Source organism: Sphingobacterium sp. JUb20, from assembly GCF_004342035.1.
Lineage (GTDB): Bacteria > Bacteroidota > Bacteroidia > Sphingobacteriales > Sphingobacteriaceae > Sphingobacterium > Sphingobacterium anhuiense.
Genome location: NZ_SLYV01000003.1, coordinates 83,878 through 105,991, shown reverse-complemented (window position 1 = coordinate 105,991; position 22,114 = coordinate 83,878). Strand labels below are relative to the sequence as shown.

At 37.8% G+C, this 22,114-nt stretch carries 13 protein-coding genes; 5 read left to right on the top strand and 8 right to left on the bottom strand.

The window, feature by feature from the left end:
* The first annotated feature begins 2 nt into the window (after nt 1-2).
* The 4 genes from EDF66_RS06405 (at nt 3) to EDF66_RS06390 (ending at nt 5,248) form a co-directional block, all read left to right on the top strand.
* Nucleotides 3-1,577 (top strand): PKD-like family lipoprotein, encoded by a 1,575-nt coding sequence (locus tag EDF66_RS06405; RefSeq protein ID WP_132841396.1) that lies wholly within the window; start codon nt 3-5, stop codon nt 1,575-1,577.
* Between the two features lie 19 nt (nt 1,578-1,596).
* On the top strand, nt 1,597-2,733 hold the full coding sequence (locus EDF66_RS06400) for a TlpA disulfide reductase family protein (protein ID WP_132841395.1): 1,137 nt from the start codon (nt 1,597-1,599) through the stop codon (nt 2,731-2,733).
* A 104-nt stretch (nt 2,734-2,837) separates the two neighbouring features.
* Nucleotides 2,838-3,938, top strand: a complete 1,101-nt coding sequence (locus EDF66_RS06395) for a TlpA disulfide reductase family protein (protein WP_132841394.1) — start codon at nt 2,838-2,840, stop codon at nt 3,936-3,938.
* A gap of 149 nt (nt 3,939-4,087) precedes the next feature.
* Nucleotides 4,088-5,248: a peroxiredoxin family protein gene (locus tag EDF66_RS06390; RefSeq protein ID WP_165902388.1), complete on the top strand. Its 1,161-nt coding sequence runs from the start codon at nt 4,088-4,090 to the stop codon at nt 5,246-5,248.
* 951 nt (nt 5,249-6,199) lie between these two features.
* Here EDF66_RS06390 and EDF66_RS06385 read toward each other — a convergent pair.
* Together EDF66_RS06385 and EDF66_RS06380 are read right to left on the bottom strand one after the other, a co-directional pair.
* Nucleotides 6,200-8,323, bottom strand: coding sequence for a carboxy terminal-processing peptidase (locus tag EDF66_RS06385; RefSeq protein WP_132841391.1), 2,124 nt, complete (start codon nt 8,321-8,323; stop codon nt 6,200-6,202).
* Nucleotides 8,324-9,085: 762 nt separating this feature from the next.
* Nucleotides 9,086-9,451: a hypothetical protein gene (locus EDF66_RS06380; protein WP_132841390.1), complete on the bottom strand. Its 366-nt coding sequence runs from the start codon at nt 9,449-9,451 to the stop codon at nt 9,086-9,088.
* Nucleotides 9,452-10,270: 819 nt separating this feature from the next.
* Here EDF66_RS06380 and EDF66_RS06375 point away from each other — a divergent pair.
* On the top strand, nt 10,271-12,130 hold the full coding sequence (locus EDF66_RS06375) for a beta-galactosidase (RefSeq protein WP_132841388.1): 1,860 nt from the start codon (nt 10,271-10,273) through the stop codon (nt 12,128-12,130).
* Between the two features lie 341 nt (nt 12,131-12,471).
* Here EDF66_RS06375 and EDF66_RS06370 read toward each other — a convergent pair whose 3' ends face one another.
* From EDF66_RS06370 to EDF66_RS06345, 6 genes are all read right to left on the bottom strand, one after another.
* On the bottom strand, nt 12,472-12,852 hold the full coding sequence (locus EDF66_RS06370; protein ID WP_132841387.1) for a response regulator transcription factor: 381 nt from the start codon (nt 12,850-12,852) through the stop codon (nt 12,472-12,474).
* Nucleotides 12,853-13,265: 413 nt separating this feature from the next.
* Nucleotides 13,266-13,715, bottom strand: a complete 450-nt coding sequence (locus EDF66_RS06365; protein WP_132841385.1) for a protein-disulfide reductase DsbD N-terminal domain-containing protein — start codon at nt 13,713-13,715, stop codon at nt 13,266-13,268.
* Nucleotides 13,716-13,880: 165 nt separating this feature from the next.
* A complete protein-coding gene (locus EDF66_RS06360) occupies nt 13,881-15,113 on the bottom strand; it encodes a thioredoxin family protein (RefSeq protein WP_132841383.1) in 1,233 nt (410 codons plus the stop codon).
* Between the two features lie 51 nt (nt 15,114-15,164).
* On the bottom strand, nt 15,165-16,562 hold the full coding sequence (locus EDF66_RS06355; RefSeq protein WP_132841381.1) for a BT_3987 domain-containing protein: 1,398 nt from the start codon (nt 16,560-16,562) through the stop codon (nt 15,165-15,167).
* Entirely contained in the window at nt 16,552-17,982 is a 1,431-nt protein-coding gene (locus EDF66_RS06350) for a RagB/SusD family nutrient uptake outer membrane protein (RefSeq protein WP_132841379.1), read from the bottom strand. The genes EDF66_RS06355 and EDF66_RS06350 overlap by 11 nt, the downstream gene beginning before the upstream one ends.
* Nucleotides 17,983-18,004: 22 nt before the next feature.
* Nucleotides 18,005-22,048 carry a SusC/RagA family TonB-linked outer membrane protein gene (locus EDF66_RS06345; protein ID WP_165902387.1) on the bottom strand — a complete coding sequence of 1,348 codons (4,044 nt, stop codon included), beginning with the start codon at nt 22,046-22,048 and terminating at the stop codon, nt 18,005-18,007.
* Between the last annotated feature and the right edge of the window lie 66 nt (nt 22,049-22,114).

Sequence of the window (22,114 nt, the reverse complement as noted above, 5' to 3'; positions counted from 1 at the left end):
CTATGAAAAATTTAAGAAATTTTCTATTGCTTAGTTTACTGCTCCTGGGCATGGCATGCCATAAGGACAAGGGAAACTACGATTATACAGAAATACCCGCTATAGATATTGAAAGCAATCCAGAACGCATCAATTTGAAGGTGGGAGCAAAAGATACGCTCTGGACCAAAGGAGCACAAGGTGACCATAATCTACAGGATACAGCTCGCTACGCCTACACCTGGTGGATATTAGACAATTTTATAAAAACACGCTTGCCACAAATACGAACAGCTTTTATCACGGCAGGTGATATCGAAAAAACCGGACTTCGCGGGGAAATAAATTTTTTAGTGGAAGTCACTGATAAAATATCAGGTTTCAAAAGCAATGGCCTAGCGCTCGTTTTATATTTACATCCTCTGACAGAAGGCTGGATGCTCCTTTGTGAGAAAGAAGGCCACAGTGATCTTAACTTTCTCAGTTATGATTATGATGGTTACGAGCTGTACCGCGGGATTGCAGATACTCTGGGTATCACAGCTTTGCTTTCGGGCAAGCCCGTATCCAGTGCAAATGCCCAGCTAAATGGATTATATGGCTCTTGGTACGATTATTCCATCGCCATTTCAACCGAAAACAAGTATCTGGTCTTAAACTGGCTGAACTTCTCTTACCGAAAAGAACCATCAGAAACAATCACTACGGCACTGAAGCCTTCGTCCACAACCCCATTGTACCTGAGTGGTGTGGATGGCCTCATCCAGACGCCAACAGATTTCTATGCGATGTATGTGGATCAAATCCCGCCCTTTGGAAAGTTTGACCATGCTGTACCGTTCAACGATTACAACTTAATAGATCCAGATAAGGGTGTTTTACCAGATCCGCCTGATAAGTTTCAGGCCTCGCCGGTGATTATTCCCTATTATGATAGATCAGGTGGAGCCTTTAAAAATATGGTCTACGATCTGGATCGGTCGCGTTTTGTGATTCCACCTTATTATTTCGCAGGAAATTTCATTTCGCGGTACGCTGATGTTTCCTTCAATCCGGCCTTTGATCTCACCGGCTTCGAGCCACGTTGTGGGGCAGCAATGGACTACGCGGGGGTGATGCAATTCAACATGGTCATGAAAAATGAAGCGGACGAATATCTTTTTTTGTCTTTCCTACAAAATGGTCTCTTGCAAAAGAAAGAGATTATAAACGAGCCTAGGCTTGGTATGGCCGAACATATGGTGATGGATATGCGATCGGGCTATGTTATTTTTAACAACCAGAACCAGCTATTTGCATACGACTACACCACCAAGAAAACGCGTCAGCTTCTTGATTTTGGGACAGAGAAAATTTCGCTCCTCAAATTTGAACATTCGCTCGATATGGCACAAGATGTATACACCGTAGGACGAAAAGCCGCTTATCAAGCGCTTGTAAAGCAGCTGGTGGTCTGTACTTACGATCAGGGTAGACCTGACAACAGCGGTACTTTTCATCTTTATGATATCCCGATCGGACACCAGCCTCTAATCGAAAAGACTCAGATAGCTGGGCTCCCAAGGATTCAGAGTGCCACATTTATCAAATTGAATTAACAAATTAACTGAACACAGCATGATAAAGACAACAATTGCTATAAGTACGATAATGTTCTTGAATATTTGCCTGAGCTGGGCGCAACAGCAACCATTTCAAATTGAAGGAAAGATCGCCAATTTAACGAAACCAGCAAAGATTTATATCCGCTACCAGTCGAATGGTACCGCCATTCTGGATTCAGCGACGTTGAACAAGGGTAAATTCCACTTCACGGGACAGGCAAAGCAAGCAAGTAAAGTCGCCCTTACTCTCGATCACGGCTCCGTAAATAGCGAGGATTCCAAGGATGAAGTGAAATTCTTTCTCAAAGGGCAGAAAGTAACGCTTAGCGCTAAGGACTCACTTTGCCATGCCCAGATAAAAGGTGCGGATAAATTTTCTGCACAAATAGCTTATAAGGGAGAATTTAATAAGTTGTACGATGTTTACCGTATCAGCATTGCCAAATTAGAGAAAGAGATGCCAAAGCAGGATCATAAAAACAAGATCTTTCTTCAAAAAACACAATTGCTAACCAGCGCATTTGAAAGAAGTAGGGATAGTATGCGCACCGCTTTTATACATACGCATCCAGATGAAATTTTTAATTTAGATTTTTTCACGATTGATGTCCTACCTGAACCAGCGTTCGACAGCATCGCGTCCTTATTTGAGATTTTAAACGATGAGGTAAAAGCCACTCCAAAAGGCAAGAAATTTGCGAAAAAACTGTTGCTGCTCAAAGGACGTCAGCTAGGACAACCTGCTCCCGCCTTTACATCCAAAGACCTGAATGGTCAAGATATTTCCTTATCGGATTTTAAAGGCAAATTTGTGTTGCTGGAGTTCTGGTCAAGTACATGTGGAAGCTGCCTGGCAAGTACTCCAGATCTGCTTAAAGCATACAATAAATTCAAGGACAAAAATTTCACTATTTTGGGCTTTTCGATGGATGAAAAGAAACGAGAGGCTGCATGGCGAAAAGCAATCGAAACACATCACATGTCATGGCCACAGGCCTGCACACTAACCGAGAAGTATGATCCAATTGGAAATCTGTATGGTGTAGAAATGTTGCCTACAAGCTATCTGATCGACCCGAACGGGATTATCATCGCCAAAAATATTCACAGTTATGAATTGGCAAAAAAACTGGAAGAGTATATCAAATAATCAGATTTATCAATAGAACAGCAACAGCTAATGAAACCGCATGTGACCAACGCAGCTTTTTGACCGCGCTAATTACATGCGGTTCCTAAAAATAAAATTTTACGATGAAAATAATAGTAATAACATGCAGCTTTTTCTTAATGTATATGACGGCTGTCGCGCAAAAGGGAACCTTTCGTATAAGCGGTGAGATCGGGAAATTGAACGCTCCTGCAACCGCTTATCTGGATTATTATTCGGCAGGTGAAAAACGATTAGATTCAATGAAGATCCGAGATGGAAAGTTCGAATTCACAGGAACATTCGAAGGCATTCACGGGGCTTATCTCATGTTGGATCATCGCGGTAAAGGTGATCCTCACGATGTTCTACACGTTTTACTCCAAGCTGAACCTGTGCGGTTAGTCAGCAAAGATTCGATCATGAATGCCCATAGTGAAGGTTCCCAGTTTTATGCCAGCTGGGAACGATTAAACAAGCAGTTGGCGCAAGTGAATGCCGGCATAAGACGCGAAGAAAGAGCACTTAAAACATCATCAAGCAATAGTGACAATATGGAGAAATATGAGGCGCTGCGAAAAAAAAGGGACAAACAACAAAAAATGGTATACCTTGCATTTGTAAAGGATAATCCAGCGAATAGGATAAGCCTATATGCATTAGATGCCAGTGTGAACAAATCTAAAGATCCGGAAAAATATACAGAGCTATTTGCGACGCTTTCAGATGAAGTCAGGAACAGCGAGGCCGGTAAAGCAATCACCAAAGTCATGCATGCTATCAAAAGCCGAGGATTAAATAAAGTCGCTCCTGATTTTACTTTAAATGATGCCGATGGAAAGTCCATTTCGCTTTCGAAGTTTCGCGGTCAATATGTATTAGTCGATTTTTGGGCGAGCTGGTGTGTACCCTGCCGGAATGAGAATCCGCATATCGTTCAAGCTTACGAAAAATACAAAAACAAAAACTTTACAGTGTTAGGTATATCAGTGGATAAAACAACGATGAGAGAGGCATGGCTACAAGCCGTAAAAAAGGATAAACTCACCTGGACACAGGTGTCGGATGCGGATAACGAAGTAGGCAAACTATATGGTATCCAAAGCATTCCACAAAATATACTCGTTAATCCTAAAGGCATTATCGTTGCAACAAATTTACGCGGAGAAGCATTAAGTCAGAAACTAGCCGAGATCTTAAAATAAAATTGGAGACATTCTAAATTACTAACCATCTTTTAAAGTAGTTGCAAATACAATTAATAAATATAATTTTTCGGGACAAATCCATCTGTCACTCGTCTTACTATGGTTAATTAATGGAAATTCTCAAAACAAACTTTAGTACTAAAAACATGAAAAAACGAACATTTATCGCCGCTTTTCTTTTTCCCATAGCATTACTTGCTCAAGAAAATTTTACGTTGAAAGGTAAAATTGAAAAATTGAAAGTGCCTGCAAAAGCTGGCTTGACCTATATAGAAGGAGACATTCCCACAACCATATTTACCGATGTAAAAGACGGCGAGTTTTCTTTCGATTTTACTATGCCACCCGGTAGAACGAGTAATGCTAAATTGTGGGTTTTTCCTACTGATTCTACTAAGGCTAAAATCAGAAAAAGTGAAACTTTTGAATTTTTTATGGAACCGCAGAATATGGTACTCAACTCACCATCTGATCTTATTGAAGATGCTATCGTTAAAGATTCTAAGATAAACGATGATAATGCAGAATATCAAAAATTGTTAAAAATTGTCAATAAGAAACAACGCACTTTAAAGAATGAATATAAAAACAAGACAGACGAGGAAAAAAAAGATCATGCATACCTAAATACATATTACAGTAGAGAACAAGAGATACAAAAGGAAAAAAAGGCCTTGGATAGGCAATTTTATGATAATCACCCTGATTCATATGTAAGCTTATATCTTTTCAGTGACATCATAAATTATAAAAATGAACCTGTTGCTGCAAGAGAATTATTCGCAAAACTTTCTGAAAAAAATAAAAGTACGTTATTAGGTAAATGGTTTCAAAACCAACTTTTTGAATCGGGGGAAAGTACCGAAATACAAAAAACTGCTCCAGATAAAATGGCTATCGATTTTACCTTAAATGATGTGAATGGGAAACCGGTTAAATTATCAGATTTCCGTGGTCAATATGTACTGCTTGATTTTTGGGCTTCCTGGTGTGTTCCTTGCCGTGCGGAAAGCCCACATTTGGTAAATGCATATAATAGCTATAAGGATAAGGGTTTTCATATACTCGGTGTGTCTTTGGATGCTCCAAGTAAAAAACAAGAATGGTTGGAAGCGATTAAAAAAGATGGCCTTTCATGGACACAAGTCTTAGATCTTGGAGCGTCGGATAAAGCCGCGGCACGTCTTTATAAAGTTAGTAGCATTCCCACCAATTACTTGATCGATCCAAACGGAAAAATTGTAGGGCAAAATCTTCGAGGGGGGCAATTAGTCGCAAAGCTTGCTGAAGTTCTAGACAAAAAATAACATTTTATGGGAATAATTTGGGTTTAAAGGAAAATATAACTGACCGTTAGAAGCCATTTTAATAACAAATTTTCCCATAATCTAATTTATATTTTTTTATTATTCCAACTTCTGTTGTGATCATCATCACAAAGCCCAATCGCTATCCGTAAAACATATTCTTAATCCTATTGAAGATTCTCTATGCATTTCCATTTCAGGTTATCCTACTTGATTTAAAGCATGCACCCCAGCCATATGACACTGAATACTATATTCTTTACGCAGCTATGAGATCACTGATTTAGAAAAAATCATATGTCAATATTGAAGACGCTTATAAAAAAATGTCCCTAATTACTAAATATTTTTTAAAAATTTTATGGTCATTTTTAATATGAGTGTTTCGTTTTGCTTGCCAAGGTGCCGAATAATATAGAGGAATCTATTACAATAGATCAACCCTTACAATAAATTATATTCTCAATGCGTTGTACAGGATCTCCACCGGGTGTATAGCAATTTTCGAAGTTCCATCCTTTATGTGGTGGCGACAACTAGTTCCTGTTGCTGAAATAGTGTTGCAGTTTCCTATACCAAATCCCGGGGAAGAACCTGTAAATAAAACTGTTTTTCTCATTTTACTAATTTTTGTTTTTATTACACAGTGAAGCCACTGTACAATTGAAGAATTGGTATTTGTTTCAGTTGGTCTAATAATTTATACCTAAAATTTTTCACTAAAATAAAAAAGGTGAATCACCTTTTTTATTTTAGTGAAAAATTGTATTGATTCGGAGGTAGACCTTGGGTAGCATCGCACGCTTGCCGATCCACGGTACCTTTAACAGTAGCCGTTCCATTTTTCAAACTCACTTTTGTTGAAAAATTACCTCATCAGTAAAATATCCTACATCCATTTTGAACACATCTGCATGTTTTACTTTAGGCTTTGGTTCAACAATAACTTTACTAACTCGCTTGTTTATATCTTATCAGGTCTGTCATAATATTTAAACTCTCATCGAGTATAAAATCAAACGTTGTTTTAGGCTGCACATCACCTTTTTTTAAGACAGATAATCCGCGCATCTTTAAAATGCTATTCATCTGATTTCTGTTCTTCTCTTCCGTTTTATCACGTTCTTTCTGCAATTTTACACGATTAAGACTGATCTGCTGGGGCTTGTATAGTTTCTTAAATTCTTCAATACTCTGAAGCAAGTAAGTATATTCTTCAGATCTTCCGATCCGGGTTTGATGCTTTTTATTTAAGGTTTGATTGAGTTTAGTTAGATTGGCAGATCTGACGAAGGTACAGGGCTTAATCTGATCCCAAGGCAATGCAGAAGGCATTGAGCTTTCACCAAATTTCTCCTGTGGATACTGGGTTGGAAAAATAATGTCAGGTATTATTCCTTTGTGTTGTGTACTCTCTCCAGTTACACGATAAAATTTAGCTGTAGTCATACTGATCTGACCGTATTTTAGTACGCCATTAGAAGGGGTCTGTTTTTTTTCAGTACTGTCTCCATTCAATTTTGATTGTTGTTCTGCACTTAGTAAACGCGACATATCGATTACCGATTGAACAGTACCCTTACCATAAGATGGTGAACCCATGATCACTCCTCTTCCATAATCTTGAATAACGCCTGCAAATATTTCTGATGCTGATGCCGAAAAACCATTAATCAGTACGCCGACGGGACCATCCCATGCTACACCTGCTGTGTTATCATTAGAAACTTCAACTTGATCTTTCTCGTTACGAATCTGTACAACAGGTCCTTTATCAATAAATAGTCCAGAAAGTTCAATCACTTCTCTTAAAGATCCCCCTCCGTTATTGCGCAGATCCATTACAACAGCATCTACTTTTTCTTCTCGTAAGGTATCTAAAATAAGACGTACATCACGTGTCGTACTTTTATATTCCGGATTGCCACTACTGAACGCCTGAGCATCAAAATAAAATTTTGGTAATGTAATTAAACCAATTTTAAAATCGCGGCCAGATTTGTCTTTCACATGCTTTATTTCTTTCTTTGCCGATTCTTCAGCTACGATAATTTTATCACGTTTTAACACAATAAATTTAGCGCGTGCTGTCATTTCTTCTCCGGCAGGAACAACCTTTAACTTCACTGAGGTTCCTCTCGGTCCTTTGATTTTCGTTATAGCTGCATTGATATGCCAGCCCACAATGTCTTCCATTTCACCTTCTCCCTGTGCTACACCGATAATGCGATCGTTAATTTGAAGCATTTTATCTCTAAAGGCAGGACCTCCAACAAGAATATCTTTTACAGTAAGCATTTCATTTTCCATTTGTAAACTGGCACCAATTCCTTCAAACGTATTCGCCATATTATCATTAAATGCCTGAGCAAGGTTCGGCGTAAAATAGGACGTATGAGGATCTACAGCATCTGTAAAGGCTTTCATACTCATCTGAAAAACGTCGTTTTCATCTAGACTTACAGTACGTGAAATAATACTTTTATATCTTTCATGCAATAAATCAAGATGCTTTCTTTTGTCATCAGCACCGTTCCCATCTGTCAACAGTAGATTTAACAAATCGTATTTCACACGTTTACGGCATTGCTCTTTCATAGCAGCATCGTCCTTAAAATAAGCTAATTCTTTCCGATCGGCAGTATAACTTTCATCAATTGTATAATCATGTTTAACGTCAATCTGTTTCAAAGCATATTGCATGGCCTCTATAAATCGCCTTCTATATTTATTAAACATATAAAATGGTGCAGAAAGATTACCATTTTCGAAATTTTGTGCCATGTGATATTGGTAACGCTTAAAATCTTCAACATCCGATTGAAGTAGGTAATTATGTCCTTCATCCATATCTTTAACTAGATTATCGAAAACAATTGCTGATAATGAGTCTGACATACTGACCTTCTTGTAACTATTATTTTCGAAGATTCCAGCAATTTTTGAAGCAATTACTTCTTGTTTTCCTGTAGGCTTAAGTATTGGCAATTCTTCTTCCGGGTTAAAAGTTTGTTTGAATCCACTTGTCATCACAACTAGCATTAGCAAGCCTATCAAAAAAATGTTCCGTATCATATAGGATTATTTTAGTTTAATTGTTGTAAATTATTTACGTCTTTTTGGAAAAATCGGTGAAGCGTCTCCCTATGCAGTTTTTATTTTATATTAAAATTGGCTACCTACACCTCTTTTTTTACCCATTATTAGGAAGACATCTGGGACATAGAAATGTCCCTTAATTTTTAAAAAAAAACCACTAGAACCTGATTTTCTGTGACTTCTTCACTTAACTATAAGTAATATCAACCACAACAATAGACGGCTAGACTAACAAAATGTCCCGCTTTTCACCAAAGTATTCGCACAATAAAGTATAAACACTCCATTTACGTGGACGATTTTACTTGGTGTAAACTACTGACAGTGATACTATGCGCAAAGGAACGAATCCTAAATCGCAGATTTGAAAGTCTTACAATTTGATTTGCATCAGACTGTTGGGGGTTAAATAATATGGGGTCTTCATCAGCATACCCCCCACTCCTTACCAGTAAACGTATTCATGGTAAAATGAACAAAGCCATACATTTCTAATTCATGCCATTGGATCTGCCGTTCCGATGGTACAGGTCCATCAGGTATAGGTAATTTTACTTGTTGCGCAAACGCTTTATTGCATATGACAAAGAATAGACATAAGCAAAAGCCTCGCATTAAAATTTTCACTTTTTAAAAATATAATTATTTATTTTCCAGCTCAATACAGATAAATTATGATACATATGAGTTTTCTTTAACTTTACAATTGAATTCAAGTTTATATGAGATTCTTTTGAATTATGTAGCTAAATAATCTTCGTAATTCTCTTGAATGTCTCCTGCGCAGACATATTTAAGATCAGATGCATCGTATGCCAAAGTTGCATACAGGATCGCTGTATTAATCAAAGCAAATGTTTCTATCACACCAAAAGGTTCTTCAAGATTTAATAACCTAAGCTTATAAATGTCCGCATTATCCTCATTTCTATCATCATAAGCTTCAAAGTACATGACAGAAAAATTTTGATATTTTTCCTTTTGAATTCTTAGCCACTTAATGACTACATACCCATCGCATTGCGTAATGCCTATCCACTGCTCGATAGCTTTACCTTGTTGTAGATTTTTTATAATCTGTTTTTCGCTTAAATATTTTTTCATCAAATGATTTTTTATAAAAAACTAAAATTTAATAATGCTCTTTTAAAAAAATTCTTTATAATAACATATATGTTCAATATGGTTTAAAGATGACTTCTTTAAAAGAAGATAGCTTCTATTTTCCGCATTTTGAAAGAATCTCCCCTCATCCGACATTTCAATTAAAATTATCCATTTTAATTGTATCACACTACTTTCTCTTAAAGACGTTTAAAAGTCCTTTTTGTCCCGATAAAACAAATTAAATTTTCTCAAGGAAAAACGATTTGAAAAAATAACAACCCTAGCTAGGCATAGTAGAACTAAAGGTAAGTGCTTGCTGTATATACCTAAAATAACATAAAAAGGACCAAATCTCTGATGATTTCTGGTCCTTTTCTAGGGAATCTAATGCCGTATCTAAATTTTAATTTGTTTCAATTATACTAGGTCTTTTTTAGATCGTCTCCTATTTATTAAATATTTGTTCCAAGGTCTTTTCAAGATTCTCAAAAAGTTGGAATAATTGTAAGATTATTTTAAAATGAGATAATCAATAAATTGGCTAATCTTTCGGTTACCCAGTGTTCTTTAAAAAAGAACGCGCGCCAGAATCTTCGCAATAATTAGTTACAACTTTCAGAAAAAATTTATGAAATATTGCTTATATGATAAAGCACACATGTACTTTTAAGTAGAAGCTGACACTTTTACAAGTAAACTATACCGTAAAAACTAACTGTTATTTATTTTCATGTTTCGCGGGACAATCGAGGATTATAATCGTCTATTATTTTCTAAACATTCAAAGAATAGAATAAAAAATACAAATTTTTTAATATGAAGAAACTTTTCATTTTCTTATTTTTTTTACTTTTTTTAACCCAGGAAACGCTATTTGCGCAAGCCAAACATAGCTTTGAAATTAAGAACGGATCTTTTATTTATGATGGTAAACCTGTTCAAATCCACTCGGGAGAAATGCACTATTCACGTATACCAAAACCTTACTGGCGGCACCGATTGAAAATGATCAAAGCAATGGGACTAAATACGGTAGCTACTTATGTATTTTGGAATTATCACGAAACTGCTCCCGGTGTATGGGATTTTAAATCAGGAAATCGAGATCTTGCCGAGTACATCAAAATTGCTGGTGAGGAAGGTCTTATGGTTATTCTTCGTCCTGGTCCATATGTGTGTGGCGAGTGGGAGTTTGGTGGTTATCCATGGTGGTTGCAAAAAACCGAAGGATTAACCATCAGGGGTAATAACAAACTTTTTTTGGATGCATGCAAAATTTATATAGATAAAGTACTGGAGCAGGTAAAACATTTACAAATTACAAACGGAGGTCCTATCATCATGGTGCAGGCCGAAAATGAATACGGCTCTTATGCTATGCAACAAAAAGATATTCCGCTCTCGGAGCATAGAGCTTATACTTCGGCTATAAAACATTTGCTTATAAATGCAGGTGTAAATGTCCCATTGTACACTTCCGATGGAAGCGGATTATTTGAAGCAGGCAAAATAGACGGGGCTCTCCCCGCTGCCAATGGAGAAAGCAATGTCGCAAATTTAAAAAAAGCGGTAAATGAACACCATAATGGAATAGGTCCATATATGGCTGCAGAATTTTACCCTGGCTGGATTGATCATTGGTCTGAAAAGTTTGAAAAAATTGCTACAGAGGGCTTTGTAAAACAGCTTGATAAATACCTGAAAGATACGGTTTCATTTAATTTTTACATGGCTCATGGTGGAACGAATTTTGGATTTACCAGTGGTGCCAATTATAACAATGATCATCCCATCCAACCAGATATTACTAGCTATGATTATGATTCTCCTATTAACGAACCTGGTTGGATTACACCCAAATATACCGCAATCCGTAATAAATTGAAAGAATATGTGAAATATGCAGTCCCAGAACCACCTCATGCCTTGCCGGTAATAGAAATACCATCCATAAAATTAACAAAGGCGGTAAACCTTTTTGATATAACAGAAAAAATGACTTCAATATCAAATGATGAACCGCTTTCTTTTGAAGATCTTAATCAGGGATATGGATATGTGCTATATAGTCGAAATTTTAAGCAGCCTGTTTCCGGTAAACTTGAAATTAAAGGACTTCGGGACTATGCCATAGTTTACATTGACGACAAGAAAATCGGCGAATTGAATCGGTATAATAAAACTTTTTCGATAAATATTGATATTCCGTTTAATGCTGTATTGAAAATAGTGGTCGAAAATATGGGCAGAATAAATTATGGTCCTGAAATTCTAAATAACAAGAAAGGAATTATTAGCAATCTTACCATTAATGATCTTGAAATCACAGGCGACTGGGAAATGTATAATTTGCCTATGGATAAGAGTCCTGTATTGACTGATTTTACCAATAATAAAAAAGAAGGAGTACCATTAATTTATCAGGGATCATTTACCTTAGAGAAGACTGGTGATACATTTTTAGACATGACCAATTGGGGTAAAGGAATTGTATTTGTCAATGGCATCAACCTTGGTCGTTATTGGAACGTAGGTCCACAGCAGACACTTTACCTGCCAGGTTGCTGGCTTAAAAAAGGAAATAACGAAATTGTCATCTTTGAACAACAAAACGATCAGATTCAAACAGAACTGCGAAGTGTCAAAACTCCGATATTAGAGGCTTTGAAAAATTAAGCATATGACTATTTGCATGTTATTGATGCTACAAACTTATGATACAAAACAAGACTTTGAATAATTTAAACTGCCCCATTAGCAAATGATTTCACCCGATATAATCGAGCTACACATTTTCTTTGATGATTAAATTGACTAAATGCCTTTTGATTTTTTAATTGCTTTAGAGATTGCAAACTATAGGAACGTAGAAATTTAATACTATAATGTATAATGTAGCATCGACCGATCTGATCAGCACTATTTTAAGTTTTTTTAATTTTTCAGAAACTTAAAATTGTGCTGATCATCGTATATTTTCGCTTACACAAAGATGCACTGTATGAACAGATTTACCATTATTTTCTGGCTAAAGCTTCATCAATATATTCAAAAAGTCCAGCGATCGGTGAGCCTTTTATCCAATAGCAACTTGCGCCACTCTGTAGCATATTATTGATGATAAGAGGTTCCGAATGACTGCTTTGTCCAATAACACATATATTCGGGTATCTTTGTTTAACTTTTAGACATAAATCTATTCCATTAGTATCTGGCAACGATACATCTAAAAGAATGAGATCAACATGATTATGCTCTAAAAAATACAATAGATCCTCGCCGTTACCGAAAGAACCTACAATACACATATTTTCTTCTTCTTTAAAAAATCGCTTAAACATATCAACTATTAGTTTACTATCATCTACGATTGCGATTTTTATAACATTATTCAGCATTTTTAATTATAATATTTATTTAATAAATCTAATTTATAACTCCTATATTGATGATAAAAAATCGTAGGAACGTAAATGTTCGCAGCAACGTTACTAAATAATTGATACTTGTCTATAAACAAATACTCAGTAAATACATTAAGCGATCTTTTAGACAGCAGGCTTTTTTGTTAATTTGTAAATGATATTTAATAGTAAGCTATTTACCGCTTACTAAAATAATGATCAAATGTTTGCCAAGTCATTACTATATAATAAACGATCGCGATAGAAAATTGTCCCGATGTTATTTAAATGATAGCAAAAACGAAGTAAAAAAACGCATTGGCCAAATTGACCAAATGCGTTCCAATCTATCACACAACTATTTAAAGAGAATATACCCTGTTATAAAATTACAGAAAAAGTTAGTACTACTTAATAGTTACAGCAAATGTATATTCTTCTGGTGGCAAACACTGAGATGCATCACAGGCCTGCCACTCCACATTACCTTTAACTGTAGCGCTTCCTTTATTTAAGGATATCTTTTGTTGGAAAATCACCTCATCGGTAAAATATCCGACATCCATTTTAAACACTTCTTCGTGTTTAACTTTTGGTTTTGGTTCGGCAGTTTTGCCGACCACTGTATAATCCCCAGCTTTCGAAAAATTGAATGAAGTAGGAATAGGACCACCGTCTTTTATATCCTGTGAATAGATATGCCAGCCTTTTTGTATCGTCGCTTTTATAAATACCATGGCTTCTTTGTTATTCAACTTTTTGCTAGCCACAGTCCATTTCACTGGTGCGTGAATTTGGGCAACTCCAATTGCTATCATAAATATCATTGCCGTAATAAACATTGTTATTTTTTTCATGCTTTCATGTATTTAATTCTTATAATTTCTCCTTAAAAGGTTTGAACTTACTATAATAAACGTTTGAATAGATCAAATGTCCCCTATAAAATTAAAAAAACGAGAGCACACTAATGGTTAGTGCCATGAATAACTCACAATCAACCTACGCCAATGGTCTCAGCTCTATTTTAGATTTTTTTCTCCTTTTTTCATTTGCTCCAGTACAGCCAGATGAAAGGCTTTTGATTTTTCACCAGAATCGATCTCTATTAATTTTTGTTGCGCAGCTATGGCCTCCTCTTTATTTCCTACTTTATATAGTAACCGTGGATAAATCATCCTATAAATAATTTTCTCTTCCGGACCTTCAACTACACATCTTTTAGACCAAGCCAATGCCGAAGCTAACTCAGTAGGATTATCACTACATTCACACATCGATGCCGCAAAACCGTTGATTATATCCAGTTCAAGTTCTGAACCATTTTCTTTCATATAACTTAGCACAGCCGGTTTAAATTTATCCCAGATTCTATTTTTCTGATAAAATTGAACTGCCCAAAAATCTGTTGTCTTTTTGAGATTTATAGTGGGATAGCGGGTAGTCACAACCGCAATTAAAGAATCAGGATTTTTACTGCCTGATGCGACGAGCGGAGTTAATTCATCCCTAAGGATAGCATTCCTCAGAAAAATTTCGGATTTACCTTCCCCCCATACAGCGTCAGTCTTGGATTGATTCGCCAAAATTAATTGGAAACCTCTACTCTTCACGTTTCCGGAATACTCAGCAATAAGATCAAGGGTTTCTTTTGTATATGGATTTTCGATCTTATCGAGGTAGGCTGAAACCATTTTTTCGGTCTTATCGCTTTCATAAGCCTGAACAGACATCGGTATCAGCTCTCTTAACATCTCTGGAGATGCCGTCCCTGCCTCATACTTTTTCAACAGCTTGTAATATTGTGTTTCTGGATTTAGTGCTTTTTCAACCATAGGAATAAATGCATCCGCATTTATTCCGCCAACAATGCGATGAACCAACTGTCCATCAGGTGCAATAATCAAAAAGGTAGGGTACGCCTTAACGTTAAATTCTTTGGCTATCTTTTCAGCGTCAGCATACCATTGCTTAACTTCTTCACTGTCATCTTTCTTTTTGTCAAACTGGACTTTAACATTAACAAAATGCTTATTGAAAAAATTACCAACTTTTTCTTGCGGAAATACATCCCTAGCCATATACTTACATGGCCCACACCAGGTTGTAAAGCAATCAACAAAGAGATATTTATTTTCCTTCTTGGCCTTATTTTTGACCTCTTCCCAGCTTAAACCGTGTTCAAAACGTGTTCCCTGCTCTTGTGCTCCTACCATTAAGGGAAAGAGCATCACTAAAAAAATTAAGTATTTCATACTTTTATAAATAATTAAAAATTAAAAAATCCGTTTAACGATTGTTTTTTATTATTCCGATGCATAAAGCTCTGATATTCCAAAACCTCCACCTGAAACTCTGAATTGAAAATATCGCGCTTCTACGGGTTGTTCAAATGCAATGGATCGTGTCTCAAAGTTCGTCGCTGAGGCACGTTGAGATGCTGGCAAGCTATTATATACGGTTGCCAGGTTCCAGTCAATCCCATTGGGGCTAGAATAGATTTCCATTTGAAGGTATTCGAAGCCGCTTTTGATGACCGTTAAGAAAGAACCTACCTTATGCGTATGGCCCATATCCAGGGTGAGCGTTTTCGTAGGCGTTGCATCCACGTTAGACACCCACATTGTTTCCCGATTACCATCTATTACATTTGTTACAGCATAAGTAGCACTTTTGTCCCTTGTTTTGCCCGTCACCGTCCAGTTTTTACGATCAATCTCGCGTGCTGGATCTACCTGTTGGCGGGGCTTAGTAAAAAACACTGCATTTTTGGAAGGATCTCCCATTTTCTCTTTGGCAATCTTGTAATAAATCATGTAATCTTTATACGGATCAAATAGAGATAAATTGGTTAACTTAAACCGAATATCGTCTTTTGAACGACTTGTATCCGCTTGGATAAAGATGACAGGACGTTTGTTAGCATAAAAGACATTATAGGATCCTGTAGGAAAGGGCTGGTAGTCTGTACCATGCTCTTTGTTGTAAGCGTCAATGTCTTCCTCGCTACTTTCATTAACATCTACTTGTAGTGGTTTAGAAATTTCAGGAGACATTAATGCCTTGACAAAAAAATTGGTATTCAAATCTTGATCAAACAGCGCTACGTGCATTTCTATGTTCTCAGTGCCGTATAACCATACCGCCTTATTGGATACAGAAACGCGATACTGGATATACATGAGTTTACTTTTAAGTAACGTGTGATCGGATCTGCATTCCATGACCACAGGGACAATATAGTTATGTATTCCCTCTTCGGGTATCACTGCAATACTATCCATTTCAATGGTAATGGAATCTGTAGATTGCATTTCTCCAGCTTTAATAATAAATTTGCCATTTCCAGAGATTTTAAACATCCCTTCGGGAATATCGGGCATCATTGCATGATAAAGCACATTATATGCCTTCAGCAATTCAGCATCTCCTATTTTCGCAGTGATTTCCAGATCAGTAGCATGCGGTTCTTTCAGTAGTGGAAAAAAAGCACCTTTTAACTTGGATTCTAACACGATATCAAGCGCTCCAAGTAAGGTATCTGTTCCATTGAGTGGTATAACCGTGTATGCACTGAGCTCTCTTTTAATCTCATCATAGGGGTCCGTACTCGTTACCTCATCCTTTTTACATGACAAGCACAAGGAACATGCAGCGATTGCGAACAGTAAACTAAAGCGCATCAGTTTCAAATTATCTCTCATTTTGAATAATTAATGGATTATTAGCAATATTCTTTGGTGCGAAAGGAATCAAATACCTTGGGGATCCGGCTTCGAGGGTTGTGATAAGACTATCTTTCAACGATTTTCTTTCCAGATCTCTTTTGTATTTGGGTTCATTATTCAATCTTTTCAGATCGAAAAGACGCATCCCTCCACGCATATAAAGTTCCCGCTGCCTTTCCTTCAGTACCAAGGTCAAGGCATCGGTGCTGCTCCCCTCAAGTTTGCTATAATCGACATCGGCAAATCTATATTGTCGCAACTGATCCAAGAGCTGAATAGCAGCTGTTCCCTCACCTTTTCTGGCCAGGCATTCCGCCTTGATCAACATCATTTCGGGTACTCCTATGCTATAATTGAATTGCATGCTTTGTCTTTCATCATTACTATAATATAAATACGAAGGTGGGATCGTGTCTCTTCGTGGTTTAAAATTATAGACAAACCTGAGGTCTTTTGTGCCATATAGCTCCTCTACATCTCGACTGATGTAAAATGTTTCCAAAAATTTATTATAAAAAGGGAGGTCAATACACACTCTTGCGAGCAGAATTTCAGGATTTGATTGCTGATCTCGCAGTGTAAAAGGTTTATTACTAATGCCTCCCTGCGGATTGTCGCTCGTGACAAAATCAAACCTTCGATAATCCAATAGGGTATTCTTAATTTTTAAAACAAGCTCTGCAGATGCGAGTGCTTTGTCGTAATCGTCCATATTCAGGTAAGTTCTGGCCAAGAGTGCCTGTGCCGCAGCTTTGCCCGGATGGATCACGTCAACACCAAAATCCGGAAGTGAACCGGTGCTTACGGCATCGTTCAAATCCACCAGGACTTGATCATAGACTTCTTGCACTGTGTTTCTATGCGGTAATTCTGATGCATCCGGATGCAATACCAGTGGCACTGCAAGTTCCTTAGCCGCATTGGTGTTTTGATAGTCAGCCCCATAGAGGTTGACCAGCTGATAATAACAATAAGCCCTGTTGATCTTGGCTTGTGCTGCGACGATTTCTTTACGTTCGGCACTACCGCTATCCGCCTGCATGATGTTGTCCAAAATGATATTCATCTGCAAAATTCTTTTATACGTCTCATTGTACATATAATCATCTTCTGTCGCTGCCCACACAGCATCATCCCACAGATAGGCTTTCACAAAATACGAGCCCTCACTACCGTTGCTAAGCACCAAATCTGAAAGCTGGATATCATCGCTCACGAAATCGGCAAGGAGAAAGTTCGGTTCCGCGATTGTACTGCCATTCAGCATTTCCTCAAAATCGGTAACCGTACGGGGATTGATCGTATTATTATCTACGCGGACATTCAGAAATTTTTTGCATCCTACTAAAAGAAATAGTGCAAAAAATATAAATAGGTATTTAAGTATGTGTTTCATAATATACTTTTTTTATTAACATTTAAAAATCGACCTGGACGCTTAAACTATATTCGCGTGGTAATGCAGGTCCGACAAGTCCATAATTGCTTACAATTTGCGGATCTAGATTACCGTTTTTGAAAGCCCAAACACCTAGATTCCGAACCTGTCCAGATATGCTGATATTTTTAATGTATTTACCACCAAAAAGATTTGATGGTAAATCGTAACCCAATTGAATTTCGGAAAAACGGATGTGATCTGCGGATACAATGCCATTATCTGAATTCCGTATCATCAGCTCGCGGATAGGGTTATCTTTGGCAATAGCTGCAATATCAGTTAATACCTCATCACCAGGTTTGCGCCAGCGGTCGCGGATAGCAATACTTTGGTCGATATCCGAGTTCATTAATGGCTTGTATGTCCGCATGACATGCCCCATATTAAATACAAGTCGAGCACTGGCAAAAAAATTCTTGTAGTTCCATTGCTGGATCAACCCTCCGGTCCACGGCGCGGCGATCCGACCTAAATACACGAGATTTAATTCGTCTGCACTTTCAACACGGCCTAATTCTTCACTGGAAATTTTTACCATATCTTTATTATATACTTGCGGATCTCCCTTTGTATCTAACCCCGCCCATTTGAGGCTCCACAAGTTGTCGGTACTGTATCCATTACGGCTAGCATTAAAAAAGCTTTCTGCAAGCGAAAATTGGGTTTTAGGTACATCAATAGCTTTATTAACATTGTAAGCTCCGTTCAAATTAATATTCCAATTGAAATTATCATTTTTAATAATCGTCGTTGTCAAGGTTATTTCAAGCCCTTTATTTTGTATTTCGCTATACACGATCTGCCCGGTCAAACCTGTTGCTGGATCCGTCGGAAGATCACCGTTGGAGAGCCCAGCCACTCTTTTATTATAGTACCGTAGATTAAGCGTATGTCTATCCTCAAGGATCCCCAATTGGACACCGACTTCTTTATTCCGTATTTCTGGTGGCAATAGACCATTGTTTTGCAGCGTCAGAGGTATAGCAAAACCTCCATCAGAAAGTGAATTGGCTTCCAGCACCACACTTAGACCTTGAAAAGGGTTGATATCCTGCTGAATAAGAGATAGATTAAGAGAACTGATCAAGTCTGAATCAAACCAAGGCTCCTCAGCTATTTTGTAATCAATCCGGCCATTCCATTGGAAATTCCCCGTTGTACTGTGGTGACTTAAAGAAAGGTTCAGCAACAAATTATTGTTTAAAAAACCGGCCTCCATACCGACCTTAAACTCTTTGTTCGCCTGTCCATTTAGTTGGGTCTTATTATTAAAATTTGCTATCGTAATGGCTGCATTGTTCCATATTGGTTGCACCGAACGGCTAGCAAGCACCTGATCTGCCCGCAATTTAGGAATTTGTGTGTGTGCAGCTCCGAAATATAGCTTTAAGTCACTCAGCCAATTTTGAGCTTTAAAAAAAGCCTCATTGCTCATGGTCCAGGTGGCCAAAAGAGCGCTGACACCAGTTTCAGTATAGGGCGGGTTTTCGCCGTAACTCGGCGCAAAGAGGCGGGAAAAGTTGGCGTTTAGCGTATACCTGTTCAAATAGCTATAGTCTAACTTCCCATTCAGAGTGAGATTCCGATTATAGCCAATGGAGGGTAAAGCCGATACCAATAATTTGTTGGTATAGATCACACCGCCAAGGTAATTCAGTGCAGATGGAGATGACTGTGCAAGCTGTCCCAAAATCGGAAGCCCCGTGCCCCGAATTGGATCATAGCCATATATAGTAGAAGCCGGGTAATTGTTAGTTCTGCCGCTTGTCACTCCAGCGTCTACGCTTCCGCGTAGAATATGAGCAGTTCCAAACACCTTGTTATACAATAATCCTGAACGTGTGTTGAAGCTGCTGTTGCTACCGCGGGACTGGGTTAGTAAATCACCGGGAGGTACATACATTTGAATTCCATCAATATTTGTACGATTTGCCGGATCATAGACGGGGCTAGTATAGTTGTTCAACAGCTGTCTCACAGCGCTGGATGCAGCCCCCTGCCAATTTTCTCCGCGATTGGTACCTCGAACATAGGAGATTGAATTCAACCACTTCAAATGTGGGGAGATTTGCCATCCAATATTCAAATTTGTATTGATATTTTGTGATTTACTTGTATTCTTGCTATTTCTCAAATCTTCGAGCAAATTGACACCGTTGTCCAAAAAACCTGACTGCATCAGTATTGCATTACGGTCCGGATCGAAGCTCGTATAGTCATAAAGATACTCACCCGCCGGCCCCAAAAGAAGTTGATAAGGCTCCATATTCTGACCTGAATTCCCATCTACGATCCGACTTCGGGAATTTTGGAACGTAGTGATCAGATCAACCTTTAACTTGTCTTCAAAAAAAGACAAACTGTTTTTGAGATTTATTCCGTATCGCTCATTGAATGCTCCGGGCGTCAGAGACTGTTCACGTCCATACGTGGTATTGAGACTGAACAAATTATTTTTTATCCCTCCAGATATAGCTAAAGCATGGTTTTGATTGAACGAATTTCGCTGTAATAAACGGAGCTGGTCAGTATTGGATATATTCCCCAGAGAATCCCATTTGTAATTAAATTGATCCGCTGTCAATGCATTGGACTTGAGTTTGAACAAGAGACGTTCTGCCAGATTAAGCTGCAAGGGCATAAAGCTTGCACCAGAAGTACTATTATTTACATAAGTAGCTAGCCCTTTATCGTACACTTCTCTATAATAGTCCAATAAATCTGCGGATGAAGCCTGTCGAAGTTTTTCCCTGCTCAAATCTGGCGGTTTTGAAAAGTAAAAATTTGAATTATAGCTGATTTGAATCTTTCCGGCTTGGGCAATATTTGTCTTGATTAAGATCACACCTGCACTTGCTTTTGGACCCCATTTAAGACATTCCACAGGATCGCGGATTATTTCCAGTGATTCGACATTGTTCAACGGCATATTGGGATCGACCTCATCCTGTACAAATCCATCAATAACGAGGAGCATCCCATTGGTCTGGCCTGCAAAACTACCCGCACCACGCTGTTCCAGTACTACTCCTAAGTTGCTCGTCGAGGTTTTAGTTTTCAAATTAAGATTTTCCTTCGTATTAACAACTTGCAGTTTTATAACACCATTCTTCCAGGCACGCTCATAGTCTGCTAACGTAGGGTATAACGTAATTTGAGTGGGATTAGAACGCCGAAATCCTTCGTAACTTTCAGCTATGCTAATCGTCCCAGAGGAGGTAGACAACATGGAGCTAGAGGTAGTTGACCTTCCGCTTCGCACAGAAATACCAGCAACCCCACCCTCGAGCACCTGTGCAAGGCTTTGATGTTTCCTGTGCTTCAAATCTACTTTTGTACCAACAACACGCCTTCTATTTATGTTTACCTCATTAAGCGTATTGCTGTCATAAGTCAATCTGACGGTCGGGTTAGATATGATTTCTACAATGGTCAGCTCTTTAGTCGCATACCCCACATAACTAAATTGAATAAGAGCTTGATCATTGTTGTATTGTATTGTAAAATTTCCACTTTTATCGGTAAATACAGTGGTTTTTATATTTTTAAACTTGACGGTCGCACCCACTAAGGGCTTTCTATTTTGGTCTAAAAGTCGGCCCGAAACCAACTGTTGTGTAGAACTTGGTTTGATCGACTCTTTATTCTTATCGGCTTTCACTTTCTTTTCTTTGATCAAAATCATCTTGTTGCTAATACTGTAGGACAATGGCTGGTCGGCGAAAATTTTATGAAGTACAGCGTCTAAGGCCATGTTTTCAACACGCAAGTCAACAGGTTTTGCTTTTTTCAGTTGGCTGCTCGTCAGCAGAAAATCAAAATTGGTCTGTTTTTTAATATCCTTTAGAATTGTCTTCAACGATGCATTTGATTTACTGATACTTACTTGCTGCGCAAAGCTAAAAGAAATACTCTGCATGACCAGAAGCACCATTATTCTGATGGTTGATTTGACCAGGAATCGCCTCATAATCGCTAAATAATCGGATGGGTCAGACCCATGCCTTTTGTTTTTAAACATTTTCATAGATTTAAATTCAAACTGGTTAATATACTTAGGGAAGTATATAACCAAAGAATGGGTTTA